We start from the raw sequence: 19,931 nt of genomic DNA on the forward strand, positions 1-19,931 counted from the left end.
CAGTCCTACCAGGACTCCCCGTCCTTCTTCTTCCAGGCCCTGCAACCCGTCGCGACGCACGGCCACGCGCTCCCGCGCACGTCAGGCGTTCAGCGCGAGAATCTCCGTTGGTGAGATCACCTCAATGATCACTTTGTGGTGAACAACTTTTGGTAATGTGATTACAGCGACGCTACTACCTGCGGAGACGCCGATCTTCAGCAGTGCTGAGTGGCATGGTGGGGCAGCAGTCTGTGAGCGAATAGCCACGCTGATGTTGTGGTGCAGGATCGCTCGACTACGTTGAGTGACCGCATATGGCGGTGTTTTCCTGTTGTGCAACCCGGCGAGCCGAAGGGCGGCGAGGTGTGCGAAACCCATCCGGGCACCGTCTGTCGCGGCTGTGCTCCTCGGTTTGCGGGACTGAGCCGTCGTGGACACATGGGCATCCGCAGTTCTTCGGAGGGATCGCACCGCGACATGGGCGGGTCGAGGCGGATGCGTTTTCGGGCACCTTCTTCTGTCCGCCTGGGCAATCCGAAGTTTTGTACGTACTGAGCGAGTGCGGCTGAGTTGTCCCGGAATACCCTTCAGGATGTGATGACAACACCGGTGGAACAATGCGCCTGTTGTGGCGCCGTGATCAGCAATCCTGGGCGCATCGATCTCACGGTGCCTCTTCCCGATGGCGCGAAACCGAGCGCGGAGACCAACCCCAACGCGGCGTTCCTGAGGGTGAGCACCGGCCGGACTTTCGTGCGCTGCCAGCTGCCGGTGTCTCTAAGCGGCGGTATCACGCTGATGTACCTGACGTGGATGGAGATCGGCGAGGAGGACCTGCAGCGCGCGTCCTCCGCCTGGCGTGACCCCGCCTGGGTCGAACTGGTTCTGCACGGCACGCTGGCCAACGACCTCAAACCGTGGACCACTCCGACGTACGGCGCGCACGTCATGGCCACCGTTCGCTCGATGGACGAGCCCCTGACGATCGTCAACTCCGACCACGTGGCAATCCGCCGAGTGCTGGCAGAGACGTGGGACCGTGATCTGGTGCTGAACTGGTTCCCGGACCCGCTTCCGGTGGCCATCCGCGCCAGGGTCGGCAAGCACTGGAGTGTGGAGCGCGGCGAGGGCATGGCGGCCGGGCTGAACGAGGGTGGGTGGCGGTTCGCGGCGCCGGGCCGTTCCGTGTTTGTTGACGTGCTGACTGACGCGCAGCTGCGTCCGCCTGGTGAGTTCCTCGGTGAACTGCTGGACCGCGCGCCACAGATCCCCCACGACCAAGTGCTGGTCACTTCGACCGCTGACGACGTCACCCATGCCTTCTGGCTGGAGACAGAGGTCGATGGCCGTCCGCAGCACGACTTCTACGCCCACGTGGTTCGTCAGGGGAGTGCGCTGAGCCTCGGCGTTTTTCACAGCGATCCGGACGACCATCGGTGGGCGATGCACGTACTGCGCTCGGTTCGCCACCACGGCTGAGGACGTTCACCGGCCCATCTCGTCGCCAGGTTTCTGATCTTCCGCGGCTTTGTTTCGACACGCGGATTTCCGGCTGGCTGAGACCCCTCCGGATCCGCGACTTCCTGGGTGCGGGCGCCAGCACCCGTGAGAGCGTGTCCACGCTGGTGACTGGGCTACGTCATGAGACGCATAGGCGATGTGCGGAAGGGCAGGCGCCGGCATGTGTAGGGGCAGTCTTGTTTGCCTGGGGTCTTTCCGGAGCTTAACGTCCAAAGCGTGAGCAGTGGCAGCATCTGCTGCTCATGTCGTGCCGCAGTGTTCGACCTTCACCGGGCAACTCGTCGGGTTTGTTTCCACAGATGTTGTTTCAGTGAGTCCGTTCTCGTTTGGTGAATTGGTCGACGACTTTCGTGAGATTTTATTGAGGAGTTGAGTTGTATGACTAGTGCCGAGAACTCGGTAACTAAAGAGGGCATGGAGGCTGCTGCTGCGCGCATGGAGCAGGCCTTGCGAACGGTCAACTCCGAGAAGGAGCAGGTCGACGCCTCGGTCAGCCGGCTGTTCGGCACATTCACCGGCGATGCGGCCACGACGTACCGAATGGCGATGAAGGGCTGGTACGACAACGTCGACACGATCAACCAGGCGCTGAACGAAATGATCAACATCATGCGCCAGGGCGCCCAGACGGTTGGTACGACCGCCGCTAACACGCACGCCGAGGCGGAAGAGGGCCTCAGGTTGATGAACAGCACCGCTGCGACGGGCTTGAGCGGTCTGTAGGTCGTTGCACCTTCCTCACAGCTTGCATCACTAGAAGGGAATGAATACATGACTCAGCCCACCTACACCTTCAGCGGCGGAATCAACCAGGGCGTCGCCGCAGAGATGATGGATGCGAACCTCAGGATCAAGTCCGAGCTGGACGCGCTGGCGTCGGATCTCCAGGCCTCGCTGCGCGCCTGGCAGACGCCTGAATCGAAGCCGAAGTACGAGGCGCGCAAGGCGCGCTGGGACGGTGCCGCGGCCTCGATGCCCCAATCGCTCGTGATCGCTTCGCAGACCCTTGAGGGCATCACGCGCCGCCTGCAGAACACGGAAGCAAACGTCGCTGCGAGCTGGTAAGCGTCCGCGCCGAACTCGGTCGGTCCGCACAGCAGGCCGCGCGGTTTCGTGTTCGGAGCGCAGCCGGGAGGGTAGCTCCACCCGGCTACGGCATGCCGCTCTGCTGTAGGGCGGCATGCCTGTGATCGCGCGCGTTCGTGATCGTTGCCGCGATGTGGTTTCGGGCAAGAAACCGGCAACCATGTCTGGTTGTTCGCTGACCGAGCTCAACGAAGAGAAGGAGGTTGATCACATGTACGGCATGTACGACAAGCCAAGCGAAAGCAACAAGCCTCCGTTGCCGGAGGGCAAGCCGGATGGGAGCTGGACACCAGACCCCTCGAGCGCGGAGCAGGGCGACCCGTGGGATCCCCTCAAGGGATCTGATCCGCCTTTCCCGGAAGCGGCAAAGGTGCCTGGCGGCGCTGAGACCCCAGGCAAGGGTGTCAACGTCATCAGCGTCGACGCGATCAATACGTACGCGGTCAACATCGAGACGCTGCTGCCGGTGATCACGAGCTCGATCAAGGAGTTGGACGATCTCGCTGCCAGCGGGTTCGGCGCCGGCAATTTCGGTGCCGCGAACAACTTCAAGGCCAAGGTGTTCGGTGGTTCGGGCGGGCAGGGCAGCGCAACATTGCTCGCTTCGACTCGTGCGGTCTTCGTTGAAGCTGAGACGATCATCAAGGAAATCGCTGCAAGGTGTCGTGAGATCGCTCAGAAGTACAAGACCGCGAGCGAGCTCGCGGAGTTGGACGCGAAGGAGTTCACCGAAATGGTGAGCACCGTGAGGGCCAAGGTGGACAACCTGCCTCTGGGCGGGGCCAGCTGACCTGTCCGCTCTGGTCGTGATCTGCCGGTCCCGGTGGACCCGACGTTGTCGATCTGGCGGTGAGCAGTTCCGGTGTCTGCCAGGCATCGCCGCGCTGGCGGCCTGTCTTCAGTAAAGGTGTGAGTGTTCGATGCCTCCCGGGGTGTACGACAAAGATGGGTTCAAGACCGGTCCGAACGGTGGTGTGTTCGCGGACCCCACCGCGAACCTGACCGACAACAAGGACTACGAGAACTGGGACTGGAAGCAGATCCGTGCAGCTGTCGTCGGTTACTCGGCGGCGCCGTCCGGCTCCGTTCCCACCAGCACGCCCTTCGCGGACCCCGACTCGATCCGTAGGGCCTCGGTCGTCTTCAACCGTGCCTACATGGCTCTTCAACACGTCGGTGAGAACATCAGGCAGCAGACCGAAGCGCTTGCGGGTCAGGACGGCGCATGGAAGAGCCCCGGCGCGGATGCTTTCCGGGAGATGAACCTCCTCTTCGCGGCGAAGCTCAGGGCCAAGGCCGAGCAGATCAACGGCGGTGAGATGGTCGGCACGAACAACGTGCCGGCCCAGCTGTGGAACAGCGGCAACTATCTGCAGTGGGCCCAGGAGTCGATCGTGTGGATCGACGGCGAGTACGCCAAGTGGGTTCGTGCAGCCGGCAGCTCAATGCCCAACGGCCTGGCGAGGATCTCGGACTTCCCCGAGCTTGTGGCCCAGCTGACCGAGGACATGAAGAAGGTCATCCGGGTCCTCGCCGCTCAGTACGTTTTCAACACCAACACCGTGACGCCGCCGAGCGCCGGTGACTTCAAGACGCCGCCCAACATGCCTGGCGCGGGTGGGCCACCTCCCAACCTCCCGAACATGCCGCCGCCGGGTGCCGGTGGTGCCGGTGGCGGGAACCCGCCTCCGGCTCCGAAACTTCCGCCGCCTCCCGGTACTGGCGGTGGTGGCGGTGGTGGCGGCGAGAACAACATCTCGAAGCCGCCGGTGCTCAATGCCGCGCCGCCGCCGGGTGCCGGTGGTGCCGGTGGCGGTGGTGGTGGGAACAACATCTCGAAGCCGCCGGTGCTCAATGCCGCGCCGCCGCCGGGTGCCGGTGGTGCCGGTGGCGGTGGTGGTGGGAACAACATCTCGAAGCCGCCGGTGCTCAATGCCGCGCCGCCGCCGGGTGCCGGTGGTGCCGGTAACAAGCCGGGCGGAACTGGTTCGGGTAGCACGAACTTGCCGAAGCCTCCGGCGTTGAACGTCCCGCCGCCGCCGGGTACCGGTGGTAGCGGTAACAAGCCGGGCGGAACTGGTTCGGGTAGCACGAACTTGCCGAAGCCTCCGGCGTTGAACGTCCCGCCGCCGCCGGGTACCGGTGGTAGCGGTAACAAGCCGGGCGGAACTGGTTCGGGTAGCACGAATCTGCCGAAGCCTCCGGCGTTGCACGCTTCGCCGCCTCCCGGTGCCGGCAGTGGTGGCAACAACACCGGCGGAAGCAGCACAAATCTGCCGAAGCCTCCGGCGTTGCACGCTTCGCCGCCTCCGGGTGTCGAGGGCGGTGGCAACAGCCACGGCAACGGCACGAACTTGTCGAAGCCGCCGCTGAACGTCGACGTGCCGAACGGGACGCACACGGGCAACGACAAGGCAGGCGGCGCCATGCCGCCGATGATGCCTCCGGGTGCGGGCGGTCAGCCCGGTGCTGCTCCGGAGCGCCCGGACTCGTCGGGTCTGCTCAACGGAGTCAAGAAGCCGTGGGAGGGCGGCTCGCCGCCGCCGGTCGGTGAGCCGGGTGGTACCGAGCCGCCTGTCGGCACGCCCGAGGAGTGGGCGGCGCCTCCTGCCGCGAATGTCGCTGTGCCGGGTGGGCAGGGTGGTGCTGGTGTGCCGCCGATGATGCCTCCGGGTGCGGGCGGCCAGCCCGGTGCAGCTCCGGAGCGGCCGGACTCGTCCGGTCTGCTCGGCGGTGCCAAGAAGCCGTGGGAGGGCAATTCGCCCTCATCGGTCGATGAGCCGGGTGGTACCGAGGCGCCGGTGAGCAAGCCCGAGGAGTGGGCGACGGCTCCTGCCGCGAATGTTGCCGTGCCGGGTGGGCAGGGTGGTGCTGGTGTGCCGCCGATGATGCCTCCGGGTGCGGGTGGTCAGCCCGGTGCTGCTCCGGAGCGGCCGGACTCGTCGGGTCTGCTCGGCGGGCTGAACGAGCCGTGGACCGGTTCGGACGACACGGACGAGGTCGGTGGCAGCTCCGATCTGCTGGCGCCGGCGCCGAAGCCGCAGGCATGGGCGAACCTGGCCGCAGACCCGGCGCCGACGGGCGGCGCTGTCGTGCCGCCGCCGGTGGTTCCCCCCGCTCCGGGCGCACCGCCGCCGGGTGCGGGACGACCCGAGTCGTCCGCGTTGCTCGCCGGCAACACCGGTGCCTGGGAACCTGCCCGGCCTGGTGCGGGAACGGAGCAGGTCGGTGCGATCCCGGCCGCTCAGCCTGAGATCGTCACGCCCGCGGCCGCGCCGGCGGGGTGGGCGGTGAGCCCAGAAGCCGTGCCTGGGGTACCGGACGAGCCGATGGCCGCCGTGCCGCCGGCCGCGACCGCCTTCACGACTGCGGTTGCGCACGGCCCGGCAGTACCAGCGGTGCCGGGTCCAGTCGGTGCGGATCCGCTGGTGGGCGCGGGTCCGGTGGCCGGTACGAGCTCGGTGGTGGGCGCCGGACCGATGGTGGGCACGGCCCCGACGGCGGGTGCGGGTCCGGTGGTCGGTACGGGTCCGATAGTGGGCACGGCCCCGACGGCGGGTGCGGGTCCGGTGGTCGGCACGAACCTGGCAGCAGGCACGAGTCCGGTGTCTGGCACGAGCCCGGCGTCCGGCACCAACTCTGCGTCCGGCACCAACTCGGCAGGCGGCACCAGCCCGGCCGGACAGAGTCTCGCGCAACCGCGTGGCGCCGAGCTCCCTCACGGCGACATCGAGGTGGAGCAGGAGGTAGACCGAGCCGCAGGCGGTGCCGGTGTCCAGCTTCAGGGCCGAGGTCCGGTGCCCGGAGTCGACCTGGTTGCCGTCGTCCAGCCGGACGAAGCCGTTCATGACACGAGCGCGTGGGACAGCGGGTCGGCGGACTTCCTCCTGCCCGGCGTGGTGATGCCGCTCGTCACCGCCAAGTCCGACCGGTCGGGCTGGGACAGTGAAGAGCCGCTGGACATTGCTCTCAAGTCCTCGGAGCCGTGGGAGTCCGAACCGGAGCCCGCGATCGAGCACGCCACCTATCGGCGCCGAAGGGCCGGCGAGAAGCCCACGGTCGTCGACAGTTTCGTGGCCCCGCTGTCGTGCGGCGACGAGTACACGCTGCCGGAGGACGAGCGAGAGGCCTACCTGGCCGCGCTGGCGGAGCAGGCCGAGCGGGTGGGTGAGGAGGAAGACGAGGCCGGCGAGCCGGAGGAACGTTCAGCGGCCGACCTGCTCAACGAGGGCGGTTCGGCGTGGGGCGGATCCAAGGTTCACCGGCCAGTGGGAGTCCTCGAATGACGACGGAGAACGCGCGGAACCGGAAGGAGGGTGTCTGATGGCGACCACGACGGTCAAACGTCCCCCCAGGGCCGTCGGACCAGAGATGCCGACCGGGCACATCGAGCTGCAGGAACCCCCTGTGCTCGCGGAGCCGGCCGCGCACGACTTCAGCGCCATGATGACGGCCTTGCCCATGGGCCTCGGCTCCATGGTCATGATCCTGGCGTTCTCGGGTGCCGGAGGCAGCTCGCCCATGACCTACGTCATGGGCGGCGGCATGGGGATCGCCATGGTCTGTATGGGGCTCGGCCAGATGGGCAGGGGAGCAAGCGAGCGCAAGAAGAAGATGGCGGCCGAGCGGCGCGACTACCTGCGTTACATCGGGCAGATGCGCGCCCGCACCCGTGCCACGGCCGACGAGCAGCGCGCCGCGGTTCTCTGGAACAACCCCGCACCGGGGTGGCTCTGGTACGTGGCCACCGGCTCACGGCTGTGGGAGCGGCGAACCAGCCATGAAGACTTCGCCCGCGTGCGCATCGGCCTGGGTACCCAGCACGCCGCGCTGGAGCTGGTACCGCCGACCACGAAACCGATCGAGGACCTCGAACCGCTCTCGGCGATCTCGCTGAGGCGGTTCAGCGAGGCCTACAACACCGTTTCGGGCATCCCGATCGCGGTGGGGCTGCGCAGCTTCACCAGCATCGAGTTCGCGGGTGACCTGAGCGCGTCACTCGGCCTGGCTCGCGCCATGATCGCGCAGCTCGTGACGTTCCACCACCCGGACGAGCTGCGCATCGCGGTGCTCACCTCCGAGGCGACCCGGGGCGAGTGGGACTGGGTCAAGTGGTTGCCGCACAACGCGCATCCGACAGCCCGTGACGACGCGGGTCCCGTGCGCATGCTCGCCTGCGACCACGACGAGTTGATGGACCTGCTCGGCAAGGACGTCACCGACCGCGGGCCGCACGACAAGTCCGCCGCGCCGGGAGGCACCGAGCCGTTCGTCGTGGTCGTCGCGCACCTGGCTGCGATTCCCGGGTCCTCCCGCCTGTTCGACGTCGGGCTGCGCAACGTCGTCCTGCTGGACATCACCGGAATGCTGCCGGGTGGCACCAAGGTGCTCCGCCTGACCGCTGCCGAGGACCGGATCGAGTTCCCGTCCGGAGACGCGACGGGCAGCGCGTCGCGCGACGAGCTGAGCGTGGTCGAGTCCGAGGTGCTCGCCCGGACGCTGGCCCCCAAGCGCACCAGCGGTGCCGTCGAGCTCGTCGAGCGCTCGCTGGACTCCGACTTCGAGCTGACCACCCTGCTCGGGATCCGCGACGTCAACACCTTCGACGTCAACCACCTCTGGCGGCCCCGCAACGCGCAGCGCGCCCGCATGTCGGTGCCGATCGGTGTGACGGAGGAGGGCGAGGTCGTCGAGCTCGATCTCAAGGAGTCGGCGCAGGGCGGTATGGGGCCGCACGGCCTGGTGATCGGTGCGACGGGTTCCGGCAAGAGCGAACTGCTGCGGACCCTCGTGCTGGGGCTCGCCGCGACGCACTCCTCGGAGATCCTCAACTTCGTCCTCGTGGACTTCAAGGGCGGCGCGACGTTCCTGGGAATGGACAAGCTGCCGCACACGTCCGCCGTGATCACCAACCTGGCCGACGAGCTGCCGTTGGTCGACCGCATGCAGGACTCCCTGAACGGCGAGATGCTGCGCCGTCAGGAACTTCTGCGGGTGAGCGGCTACCCGTCGCTGTTCGAGTATGAGAAGGCGAGGGCCGCCGGCGAGCCGCTGGCGCCGTTCCCCACGCTGTTCCTCGTGGTCGACGAGTTCTCCGAGCTGCTGTCGGCCAAGCCGGAGTTCATGGACCTGTTCGTCTCGGTCGGCCGGTTGGGGCGAAGCCTCGGCGTGCATCTGCTGCTGGCCTCCCAGCGCCTCGACGAGGGCAGGATCCACCGGGTCGAGGGCCACCTCTCGTACCGGATCGCGCTGCGCACCTTCTCCTCGATGGAGTCCCGCAGCGTCATCGGCGTCGCGAACGCCTACGAGTTGCCGTCAGAGCCGGGCAACGGCTACCTGAAGATCGACCAGTCGAACCTCGTGCGGTTCAAGGGCGCCTACGTGTCCGGACCGGCACCGCAACCGAAGGCCGACACCGGCATCGAGGAGAAAGCGGTCCGGGAGGTCGTCCCGTTCCTCACCCACGCCCGCCCCGTGCGTCAGCTGATCGCGGAGGACGTGGAGGAGGCCGATGAGACCGAGGCGGAGACCGACCCCGCGACCGCCGCCAACACGACAAGCCTGGCCGAGGCCTTCATGAACAGGCTCAAGGGCGCCGGCCCCGCCGCGCGTCAGGTGTGGCTGCCGCCGCTCGCGGAGTCGCCGAGCCTCGACTCGCTTCTCCCGACGGTTCTGCCCGATCCGTTCCGCGGCATGAACGTCGAGGACCAGACGATGCAGGGCAAGCTGCGCGCGCCGCTCGGCATGATCGACCGGCCGTACGAGCAGGTGCGCGAACTGATGGTCGCAGACCTCTCCGGCGCCGACGGCCACGTGGCCGTGGTCGGCGCTCCGCAGTCGGGCAAGTCGACACTGCTTCGCACCCTGGTGCTCTCGCTGGCGATGACTCACACCCCGGCAGAGGTTCAGTTCTACGGCCTCGACTTCGGCGGCGGCGGCATCATGTCCGTGGCGGGACTGCCCCACGTCGGCTCCATCGCGACCCGCCTCGAGCACGACCGCGTCGTCCGCACCATCGCGGAACTGCTGCAGCTGGTCGAGCACCGCGAGTCGGTTTTCACCAATCGCGGACTCGAGTCCATGGCGGCGTACCGGGAACTGCGGCGCAAGGGTGAGATCGTCGACTCCTACGGCGACGTCTTCCTGATCGTCGACGGCTGGTACACGATCAAGCAGGACTACCCGGACCTCGAACCGCGGATCAACGAGCTCGCGGTACGCGGTCTCTCGTTCGGCGTACACGTGATGATCGGCGCCACTCGCTGGTCGGAGATCCGGCCGGCGCTGCGCGACGTGATCGGCAGCAAGTTCGAGCTGCGGCTCGGTGACCCGATGGAGTCCGAGGTCGGGTCGCGCAAGGCGCAGACCGTGCCGTCGCAACCCGGCCGCGGCCTCACCCCTGCCGGGATGCACTTCCTGTCAGGACTGCCGCGCATGGACGGCAGCTCTGACACCGAAACCCTCGCGGCGGCCACCAAGTCGCTCGCAGAGGAGGTGGCGACGTTCTGGCCGGGTCCGCCCGCCCCGCCCGTGCGGATGCTCCCCGCCGTGCTGCCGTTCACGGACCTGCCCGGGCCTGACGGTGACATCCGGATCGCGATCGGACTGGACGAGCAGCGGCTGGAGCCGGTCTGGCACGACTTCGGTCAGACGCCCCACATGCTGGTGTTCGGTGACAGCGAAACGGGCAAGACCAACATGCTGAGCCTGGTGGTTCAGTCGATCATGTCTCATTACGGGCCGGACCAGGCGAAAATCCTGCTGGGCGATCCGAACCGGCAGCTCGACGCCGTGGTGCCCGAGGCATACCGAGTGGGTTATGCCATCACCGGTGACACGCTGAAGGACCTGGTGGAGAAGGCCGCGGTCTCGATGTCCCGACGCGTGCCGGGCGAGGACGTCAGCTCCGACCGGCTGCGCATGCGCGACTGGTGGGAAGGACCGCAGTTCTTCCTCGTCGTCGACGACTACGAGCTGTTCGGCATGGGATTGGGCTCTCCGCTCGAAGCGCTGCTGCCCGTGCTCGCCCAAGGTGTCTACATCGGACTGCACGTGATCGTTGCACGCAGCACGTCGGGTGCGATGCGCGCCCTCAGCGACCCGGTGGTCCGCCGGATGTGGGAACTCGGCACGCCGGGCATCGTCTTCTCCTACCCGAAGGAGGAGGGCAAGTTCCTCGGCGAGGCGATGCCGCGGAAGTTGGTGCCCGGCCGTGCGCAGCTCGTGAACCGAAAGGGCGTCAGGCTCGTGCAGACGGGCTACATGTCCTCAGGCGCCGGCTCCCAGACAGGCGGTGCGTCGTGGTGAACGGAACGGACTGGACCAAGAGAAAGCTGACGTCGTCATGACCAGTAGGCAGGCCGAACTGTGCCGCATCACCGTGTTCGGCCCCGCAGGCCGCGCCGACCTGGCGGTGCCCGTCTCGATCTCCGTGGCGGGCCTTCTGCCTGTGCTGCTCCAGCACACGACCGATCCGAACGAGCACGTCGTCAGCGGCGTCCAGGTCACAGGCGAGCGGTCCTGGGTGCTGCAGCGTCTGGGCGAGCCCCCTCTTGATCCCGAGGGCACCCCGGAGAGCCTGGAGTGGCTGGAAGGCGAGACGTTCTACCTCGTTCCGGCCACCAATCCGCTGCCGGAGCTGGCGTTCGACGACATCGCCGACGGCATGGCGACCGCGTTGGGCAGGCAGAAGGACCGCTGGAAGCCAGCGTTCACCCGCTGGCTCTTCCTCACGCTGAGCGTCAGCGCCATGGCTGTGATGGCCGCGCTGGCCGTGCAGTCGGGCACGAGGCTGACTGCCGCGATCACGACCGGCGTCATCGGCGTGCTGCTCGCCGGCGCGTCCATCCCGTTGTCCCGCAAGGTCGACGACCAGGCGCTCGCGCTGGTGTTCGCGTTGCCCAGCCTTGTGCTGCTGAGTCTCGCAGGTGCCGTGTCGTCCAGAGGTGTCGCCTCGGCGCTCGAACTCCATCCGGACTCGGTCGCACTGGGTGGGTTCGTCCTCGCCCTTGCTTCCGTAGTGCTGATCGGAGCTGCCGTGCTGTGGGCGCCCAAGCTCCCGGTCATGGTGATCGGCTTGTTGCTCGGCATCGGGATTACCGCGTTCCTGGCCATGCGGGCCTACGTGGACATGGGGATGGATCCGGCGAGCGCTGCCGGTGTCTACTCGGTGATCGCGCTGGCCGTGCTCGTCGGCGTGCCGAGGCTCGTGATCAGGATGGCGCGGCTGCGGGGACCGCAGTTGCCGCGCACCGCGGACGAACTGCAGACCGACATCGACCCGCTCGACGCCGAGCAGGTCATCCAGCGGACCAGGAACGCCGACCGCTACCTGACCATCTTCATGGTCATCGCGGCGCTCGTGTTCAGCTTCAGCTACCTGACGCTGTACGAGGCGCCTGGCTGGGCTCCCACGACGCTGGCGGTACTGGTGACCCTCTCCGCGCTGGTCCGCTCCGGCGGATTCCTCAACGCGTGGCAGCGGATCGCGCTGGTCGCGGCCGGAGTGATCGGCGTGGTCCAGTTCGTGATGGTCTACGGCGAGTCGTTCACCCTCGTGTGGCGCTTGGTCGTGCTGTCGGTCGTGTTGGTGGCGCTGATCTCGTTCGTGCTCGCCGTCCTGCGTCCGCCAGCCAGGCGGCTCGTGCCGCTCTGGGTGCAGCGGGCGAACTGGCTCGAGTCGCTGACGGCGGCCGCCACCGTGCCGGTCCTGCTTCAGATCTTGGGCGTCTACGCCTGGGCGCGCGGATTGGGCGGGTGAGCCACCGATGCAGACGCAGAAGGACCACGTCCACGCCTATCAGTTCCTGATGCAGCGGATGACGACCGCCCTGACGGTCGGCGATCCGAGCAACATGGACCCTCCGACGAGGCGCGGCCGTTCCGGTCTGGTCATAGGTGTGATCCTCGCCGTTCTGATCGTCATCGGTTTCGGCGTCTACGGGCTGATCGTGCCCGGCGGCAACACAGTGTGGAAGCAGAAGGGCGTCATCCTCGTCGAGAAGGAGTCCGGCACCCGCTACGTCTACGCCGACGGGATGTTGATAGCGACCCCGAACCTCGCTTCCGCGATGCTCATCCAGGGCAGCGGCAACAAGGTCACCACCATCTCGCGGAGTTCGCTGGCGGGCTTGCCCCGCGGACCGCAGATGGGCATCCTCGGTGCCCCGGACGTCGTGCCTCGTCCTCAGGAGCTGCTGCCACCGTCGTGGCTGCTGTGCCCGGTCGTCCAGTCCGGGACCGATAAGCCCGGTGTCGCCTTGAACTTCGACTCCGGCGAGCAGTTCCAGTCCATTCCGGACGATCGGTACGCCTGGGTGCAGTCCGCCGCGGGCAAGCTCTACGTCGTGTGGAAGAACACCAAGTACCAGATCCCGGACGTCAGTTCGCTCGTGGTGTTCGGACTCGCCGCCGCACGGCCTCTGCCGGTGCCCGACGTGATGCTGAGCCTCGTCCCGGACGGCCCGGCGCTCACTCCCGCGGCCATCCCGGGCACGGGGAAGCCGGGCAAGGACGTCGCGCGCGCCCCGCGCCGGATCGGTGACCTGTTCACCCACAGCCCCGGCAACGGCACCGAACAGCGCTACGTCCTGACCGACAACGGCCTAGCACCGCTGTCCGCGACCGAGTTCGCGCTGCTGCGGGCTCTACCGGGCAAATCCCCGGTGGAGATCGACGCGCAGTCGATTCTCGCCGCGCCTTTCTCGTCCGACCGCTCGATGCTGACCCGGCTGCCGGATGTCGTCGGCAGCAAGCTGCTGGACGACACGGCGGGCCGCCCGTGTCTGCGCCAGGAGGGCGACGGCGCCGAAGTGACGACCCGCGTGGTGACGGTGCCGGCCGCCGAGCGCCGGCCCGCCGGCGTCTCGGTTCCCGCAACCCGGGGCATGCTGGTGGCGGAGCTGCCCTTCCCGAGCGGCCAGAAGACGCCGGACCGGTACCTGATCACCGAACGGGGCAAGCGCTTCCTCGTTCCGGACAACGACTCGATCCAGGCGCTCGGCCTGGGCGGTGTGCAGCCGGTTCCGATGCCCACCGAAGTGCTGTCCACGATCCCGAAGGGCCCTGCCCTCATGCGTGGCGCAGTGATCGTCGAACAGGGAGGGTGACGGACATGGTGATCTTGGCCCGCAACCGGGATTCGGGCGGTGGTGACAACGGCCTGACCAAGCACACCATCGGCAACGCCCTCGTGGTGTACCCGGTGGGCAACATGACGAAGACCGCGCAGGATCTCGCGCTCACCGTTACTGCGGACACCGAGAACGATCTGGTCGTCGTCGACCTCCCGGCCAGCTCCCCGATCTCCATGTGGGAGTCGGTCGCCCAGGTGCTGCCGAAGCGCAGGCGCGGTGTGCGCCTCGTGATCGGCGGGCGCTCGCGGGAAACCGCGGCCCTGGCGGGTCACTGGCTCGCGGAACGGCTCAAGCGCACCGTGCTCGTCCCGGACGGCCAAGTCGTGCGCGGTGCGGGTGGCTCGTTGCTCGTCCACTCCGGACACGGCAACAGCGGCTGGGTGCGCTGCACCCCCGGCAAGCCTCCCAAGTTCGACTCGAAGCGGTTTCCCAAGCCCTCATGGGAAAGCGGCATCGTGCAGGAGAACTTTCCGACCAGTGCGCGCGGCCTCGCCGAGCAGTTGCCCAGCGGAATCTGGATTCGGCCGATCGGCGACAACCCACAGCTTCGACGCCAGCGGCAGCGGCTCGTCGAAACCATGCCTCTTCAGCCTGAGCACATCACTGTGGTGCTCGGCAGCCCCGGCGGCGTTCCGCTGGGCGTGGACGATGTCGCGCTGATGTGGCGTGTGCTGCCGGAGAACGTGCGCGCCCGTGTGCGCTTCGTCCAGTTCGGGCCGATGTCGGTGCCGAGGGGCGAGCTGGGGCAAGTGCTGGCAGACGCACTCGGCCGGGAGATCGTCTTCTACTCCGGCATGCCGGTAGGTCCAGCGGCCGCACCGGAGATCTTCACCGTCCGCGATGACGGCAGCCTCGGCTGGCACGCCCATGCGCGTGAGATGTCCTACCAGCCGCGTCTTTCGGACGAGGAAGCGCCGAAGGTACCGTCCGTGGTGTCGCATCGCGCGCCGGTCCCGGGCAGCCAGGAGATCTCGCCCGGCGTCTACTGGTACTCGGTCGACGCCGTGGTGGAGGTCATCCAGTCCGGGTTGCTCGTCCGCCCACTGATGGCGACGAAGAGCGTCGACGCCATCAGGTCCCTCCCGGCGGATCCCGTCACCCACAACGTCATGTACGACGCGGAGGACGACGCCGAACTCGACCGCATGAGGTTCCTGGCCGAGGACCTGGTGCACAGGCTGAGCAACTCGGTCCGCACGATGAGCCGCGTGCTGAGTGGCCGGGGCGTGCTCAGGGAACACGCCAAGCCGGACTTCTCGCCGGCGTCGGCCGGGCTCTTCCCCGGCACGACCATCTCCGGTGGAATCTTCCAGAGCGGTGAGCAGGCGCCTGTCGCGTCGCTGTACGCCCCCACCGAGCGAACGGTCGTGATCCAAGCGGTGGGTGCGCCCACCGTGCAGGCCGCCGCCGAGCCCGTGGCACCCGATTGGACGCAGCCCGGCAGGGTCGGCGCGGAGCCCGCGACGGTGCAGGTCGCCGCAGGACCGGAGATCGCGGTGCCTTCCGCGCCTCCCTCTGCCGATGTTCTGATGTCGCCCCCGGCTCCGCCGTCCGGCCCGATGGCGCCTCCGATCATGCCTTCCGCTTCGGTGGCGGCGCCGGTTCCGCATTCCGCTCCTATGGCACCACCGGTTGTGTCTTCCGCTGCTACGGCACCACCGGTCGCGCCTTCCGCTCCGGTGGCGCCTCCGGTGCTCGAGTCCTCTCCAGCCGCTTTCGACGCACCGGTCCGGCCTCCAGGTCTCGGAGGGGGTTTGGAGGTTCCGCCGATCGGAACACCTGCCGCCGAATCCGAGACCCCGGCGCCCGAACCCGTCGCGGTGCCCGTCCCCGCGCCGGCCATCGCCCGGCTGCAGCCCGTTCCCTCGCCCGAGGCGACCGGCTTGCTGCCCAAGCGGGGCATCGAGGACGAACGAGCGTGGCTGCGTCGGAACCTGGCGGGTGAGTTCGGCGTGATGTCCAACTCGGTCGCGCGGATCCTGTCGGAGCACCCCGGATTGCAGGGTGCGTTGTCGAACGGCTCCTCCGAGGTGATCACTGACGCGGTCGCCGTGCAGCTGTACCTGACCACCAGGGGCAAGGCCGTCGACGACGCCCTGCGCACCGGCGCAGTCGGACCGCACGTTCCGTTCGCGCGCTGCGTCGTGGCAGGACTGAGCCGCTTGCCGTCACACCGGGGGCCGGCTGTGTTCACCGCTTCGCTCACGCCCGGCCAGTGGGACCTCTACCGCAACCACAAGCTGTTCACGGAGTGGGGTTTTCTGCACGCACTGACGGCACCGGCGGTGGAGAGCGCCGGCGATGTGGACGTGCTGGTGTGGTCGATGACCGCGCGGCGCACGCGGCTCCTCGAGGGCGCCGATGGCGTGCTGGAGCGCGTGCTGTTCGTGCCAGGCACCAGTTTCAAGGTGTTGGAGATGACCGAACCGCAGACGGACGGTGGACGTGGCCGGATCCTGCTGCGCGAGCTGACCTCGATCGAGATCGATGCCGAGGGCAGGGTCGACCCGAACCGCATCTCGCTCGACGAGCTCGCGCTGAACTCGTTGCGCAGGCAGATCGAACAGTGGGCGGAGAGCGCTCCTTCCGTCCAGCTCGACCCCGTCTCCGCGGATCGTTTCGGCGCATTGCCCGGTTTGGCATGAGGATTGGTGAACCGATGAACCGACAACTGCTCGTCGTCGCGGGTGACCGACCGGGTACGTATTCGTCGATCGGTGCTGCGCTCAGCAGCGCGCTCCCAGGTGCGATGATCTCCATCGCTCCCGGCCGGTACGAGGAGAACCTGGTCGTCAGCAAGATCGTGACGCTCTCCGCGGAAAGCGGGAACGGCACTGTCGAGATCGTCGCGAAACAGGGCAGCGTGCTCGTGTCGAGCGCGGAGGCCGTGCAGCTCAACGGTTTGGTGCTGCGGTGCGAAGACTCGGAGTTGGCCGGGATCGACGTCGTGCGCGGCGAGGCCGCGTTCGACAGCTGCGATGTCGGCGGCTCGTCCTGGGCGACGCTGTACGCGCGGGGTACCGGCGCGGTCGCGCTGCGCGGGTGCCGCGTGACGAGCACCGGGGGTGCCGGTGTCGTGACGTCCTCGCCCTCGGTCAGCACGATCGAGGACACTCAGATCGTCGATGTCGGATCGTCCGCTGTGGTCGCGACCGAGCACGGCGTCATGGTGCTGCGCCGCTGCGTCATCGAGCGGCCGCAGGGCAACGGACTGTGCGCCAACGGTTCAGGCTCGATCCGGGCCGAGCAGTGCGAGATCACCGGCGCGGCCAAGCCCGCGGTCGTGGCCGAGCAGCAGGGCGAGCTGAAGCTGTCCCAGCTCAAGGTGACCGGGAGCCAGACCGTCGACCTGTACCTCATGAGCAAGGGCGAGATGTCGGTCTCGGACTCGACGTTCGACGGTGCGGCCGTGCAGTCCGCGCACATCGCGGGCGCGTCGCAGCCGGTGTTCAGCGGCTGCACGTTCACCGGGGTTGGCCGCAACGCGATCCAGGTGAACGGTGCCTCCTCGCCCAGGTTCACCGACTGCAAGGTCGGTGAATCGCCGGTTGGCATCGCGGTGGACGAGGGCAGCTCACCGAGGTTCGACCGGATCAAGATGGACGGCATCGCCACGACCGCGGTCCACGTGGGCGCGAACTCGAACGCCGCTTTCTCAGGACTGCGCGTCGGCTCGAGCACCGGCTCGGGGCTCGTCACCGTGGGCAAGAGCGTCATCCGGCTGTCCGACATCGAGATCGACTCGGCGTCCGCCACCGCTCTCGACGTCTCGGAAGAATCCTCAGTGGACGCTTCGGACATGCGGATCAACTCCACCGCGGAGGCCGCGATCCTCTTCGGCGGCGGTGCCCGCGCCACGCTGACCTCGTTGCTCGTGCGCGGCGGCGGGCTGTCTGCTTCGGATACGCAGTTCTCCATGCAGGACAGCGAGTTCGTCGGTGCGAGTGGTTACGGGATGGACCTGCGGTCAGGTGTCGCGGCGAAGCTCACGCGGTGCCGCGTGATGTCGTCCAAGCGCACCGGTGTCAGCTTCTCGTCCGGTGCGGGCGGCTCGCTCACCGAGTGCGAGGTGGTCGGCAGCGCCGAGGATGGCATCAGCCTGAACACCGCAGAGCCGGTGCTGCTCAGCCGGTGCGTGGTGCGCGAGAGCCGTGGCGTCGACGTGCGCCGCTTCGGCGAGGACCGGGTGACGATCGAGGAGCCACAGATGGCCGGAGCCGTGCCGGCGACGACGGCGTCGGTGGCGGCCGTGATGGGTGCGCGGGCCGACCGCGGCGAGCCCGCCGCGTCCTCTGCGCTGCAGGAAGCGGCGCTGGACGGCCCGCTGTCGGGTCCGCTGGCCGAACTGCAGTCGCTCGTCGGTCTGAGCGGGGTGAAGCGCGAGGTCACCGCTCTGATCAACCTCATCAAGATGTCCCAGACCCGCAAGGAGATGGGACTCCCGATGCCGCCGATGTCGCGGCACCTGGTGTTCGCCGGTCCTCCCGGTACGGGTAAGACGACCGTCGCCCGCCTTTACGGCACGGTCCTCGCGGAACTCGGCATTCTGGAGAAGGGCCACATGGTCGAGGTCGCGAGGGCGGACCTCGTCGGCCAGTACATCGGTTCCACCGCCATCAAGACCACCGAGGTGGTCACGAAGGCCATCGGCGGTGTGCTGTTCATCGACGAGGCGTACACGCTGTCCGCCGGATCCGGTGGCAGCGGCCCGGACTTCGGCCAGGAGGCCATCGACGCGCTGATGAAGATCATGGAGGACCAGCGCGAGTCCATTGTGGTCATCGTCGCCGGGTACTCCGAGCTGATGGAGCAGTTCCTCGCATCCAACCCCGGTCTGGCGTCCAGGTTCACCCGCACCATCGAGTTCCCGAACTACAGCGTGGACGAGCTCGTCACGATCACGGTCGGCCTGTGTCGCAAGCACTACTACGAGCTGACCGAGGACGGTCTGCAGGCACTCACCGAGTATTTCGAGCGGGTGCCTAAGAACTCGGTGTTCGGCAATGGTCGCGTGGCGCGCAAGCTGTTCGAGGCGATGGTGAACAACCAGGCCTCCCGGCTCGCCATGACGCCGCCGTCCAAGGACTCCGAGCTGAACCGTCTCACCGCGGCAGATCTCCAGCCCGAGCTGGACTTGCTCCAGTCGGCCGTGGAGAGCGGCTCCGCCGGAGGTAGCGGTGATCTCGATCCGCTGGCGGCAGTGCAGGCGAGTGTCGGTTGGCGGCGGTTCCATTCGATGATCGGGCAGGCCGCCGTTCGTGAGGCGGCGGGGGCGAAGCTGGTGCGCCTCGCCACCGCGAAACAGGCCAACCAGGCGTTGGGCACCGCGACCAACGTCGTGATCGGGGGCAGGCGCGGCAGCGGCCGCAGCGAGATCGCGCGGCTTTACACGCAGGCGCTGTCGGAGCTGCAGGTGGTGCGGGCCGGGCACGTCGTGCACAGGTCGGTCGCCGCGGACTTGCGGTCGCAGTGGCCAGGACAGGCGGAAAGCTTGGTGCGGACGGCTTTCGAGGACGCCGAGGGAGGCGTGCTCGTGGTCGACGTCGACGGTGATCTGGACCCGGACAACGGGCTTGAGGTCGTCGAGCTGATCGCGCGGCGGATGCTGCGCGGAGCAGCGGACCCGGTAGTCGTGCTGGGCGAGCAAAGTCGGCTGGTGTGGTTGTTCCAGAAGGTGCGGATCCTGTCCGACTGCTTCCAAGAAGGATGGGATCTCGCACCCTATTCGGTGGACGAACTGGCCCAGCTCGCGGTGCGCGAGCTGGTTCGGTGCGGGCACGAGGTGCCGGACGAGGTACGGGACGCCATCGCCGCACGGCTCGCTGGCACGACCGACCGCGAGACCGTCCACCCGGCACATCAGCTCGCCCGCAGGCTGGCCCGGACGGCTGCATCCCGCACGCTCGCCGTGGCCGACCTCCCGTCCGACACGGTGCGCGGCACCCAGGCCGGCCAGGGTCTGGCTTCGGTGGGGTGATCATTGTTGATGGAGAGCGCCATTCGCGGTGGTGCGACAGAGCCGATGTGAGTCAGAGCGCTCGGGAGAGGGTGCGTCGCCGGGTATCGAACTGGAGAAGTGACATGGGCGGCTTGGGAACCTGGTTGGGCCGAATGGTCTGGTCGGGTTCCCTTCGTGTTGACGGGGGCGGTTGATGGCTGTTCACGGCAACATGACCGTTCCGGAGGAGCTCAACTGGGTCTTCATCC

Annotated in this window: 10 protein-coding genes; all 10 read left to right on the plus strand. The window is 67.8% G+C overall.

Going from position 1 to position 19,931, the window contains the following annotated elements:
• Window positions 1–579: 579 nt before the first annotated feature.
• Window positions 580–1,461, plus strand: coding sequence for a DUF2199 domain-containing protein (locus ABFX45_RS44055; RefSeq protein ID WP_346137099.1), 882 nt, complete (start codon window positions 580–582; stop codon window positions 1,459–1,461).
• 420 nt (window positions 1,462–1,881) lie between these two features.
• A complete protein-coding gene (locus tag ABFX45_RS44060; RefSeq protein ID WP_346137091.1) occupies window positions 1,882–2,226 on the plus strand; it encodes a WXG100 family type VII secretion target in 345 nt (114 codons plus the stop codon).
• A gap of 48 nt (window positions 2,227–2,274) precedes the next feature.
• Window positions 2,275–2,568: a WXG100 family type VII secretion target gene (locus ABFX45_RS44065; RefSeq protein ID WP_109638747.1), complete on the plus strand. Its 294-nt coding sequence runs from the start codon at window positions 2,275–2,277 to the stop codon at window positions 2,566–2,568.
• Window positions 2,569–2,683: 115 nt separating this feature from the next.
• Complete coding sequence (locus tag ABFX45_RS44070; RefSeq protein ID WP_346137092.1) at window positions 2,684–3,379, plus strand: hypothetical protein; 696 nt, start codon at window positions 2,684–2,686, stop codon at window positions 3,377–3,379.
• Window positions 3,380–3,509: 130 nt separating this feature from the next.
• The gene (locus ABFX45_RS44075) at window positions 3,510–6,875 is read left to right on the plus strand and encodes a mediator complex subunit 15 domain-containing protein (RefSeq protein ID WP_346137093.1); all 3,366 of its coding nucleotides are present in this window, start codon (window positions 3,510–3,512) and stop codon (window positions 6,873–6,875) included.
• Between the two features lie 37 nt (window positions 6,876–6,912).
• Window positions 6,913–10,896, plus strand: a complete 3,984-nt coding sequence (eccCa, locus tag ABFX45_RS44080; RefSeq protein ID WP_346137094.1) for a type VII secretion protein EccCa — start codon at window positions 6,913–6,915, stop codon at window positions 10,894–10,896.
• 37 nt (window positions 10,897–10,933) lie between these two features.
• Window positions 10,934–12,349, plus strand: a complete 1,416-nt coding sequence (eccD, locus tag ABFX45_RS44085; RefSeq protein WP_346137095.1) for a type VII secretion integral membrane protein EccD — start codon at window positions 10,934–10,936, stop codon at window positions 12,347–12,349.
• A gap of 7 nt (window positions 12,350–12,356) precedes the next feature.
• Complete coding sequence (gene eccB / locus ABFX45_RS44090; protein WP_346137096.1) at window positions 12,357–13,697, plus strand: type VII secretion protein EccB; 1,341 nt, start codon at window positions 12,357–12,359, stop codon at window positions 13,695–13,697.
• 5 nt (window positions 13,698–13,702) lie between these two features.
• Complete coding sequence (locus ABFX45_RS44095; protein ID WP_346137097.1) at window positions 13,703–16,369, plus strand: hypothetical protein; 2,667 nt, start codon at window positions 13,703–13,705, stop codon at window positions 16,367–16,369.
• Between the two features lie 14 nt (window positions 16,370–16,383).
• A complete protein-coding gene (locus ABFX45_RS44100) occupies window positions 16,384–19,701 on the plus strand; it encodes a right-handed parallel beta-helix repeat-containing protein (RefSeq protein WP_346137098.1) in 3,318 nt (1,105 codons plus the stop codon).
• Window positions 19,702–19,931 lie beyond the last annotated feature (230 nt).

The organism is Lentzea roselyniae (assembly GCF_039537795.1).
GTDB lineage: Bacteria > Actinomycetota > Actinomycetes > Mycobacteriales > Pseudonocardiaceae > Lentzea > Lentzea atacamensis.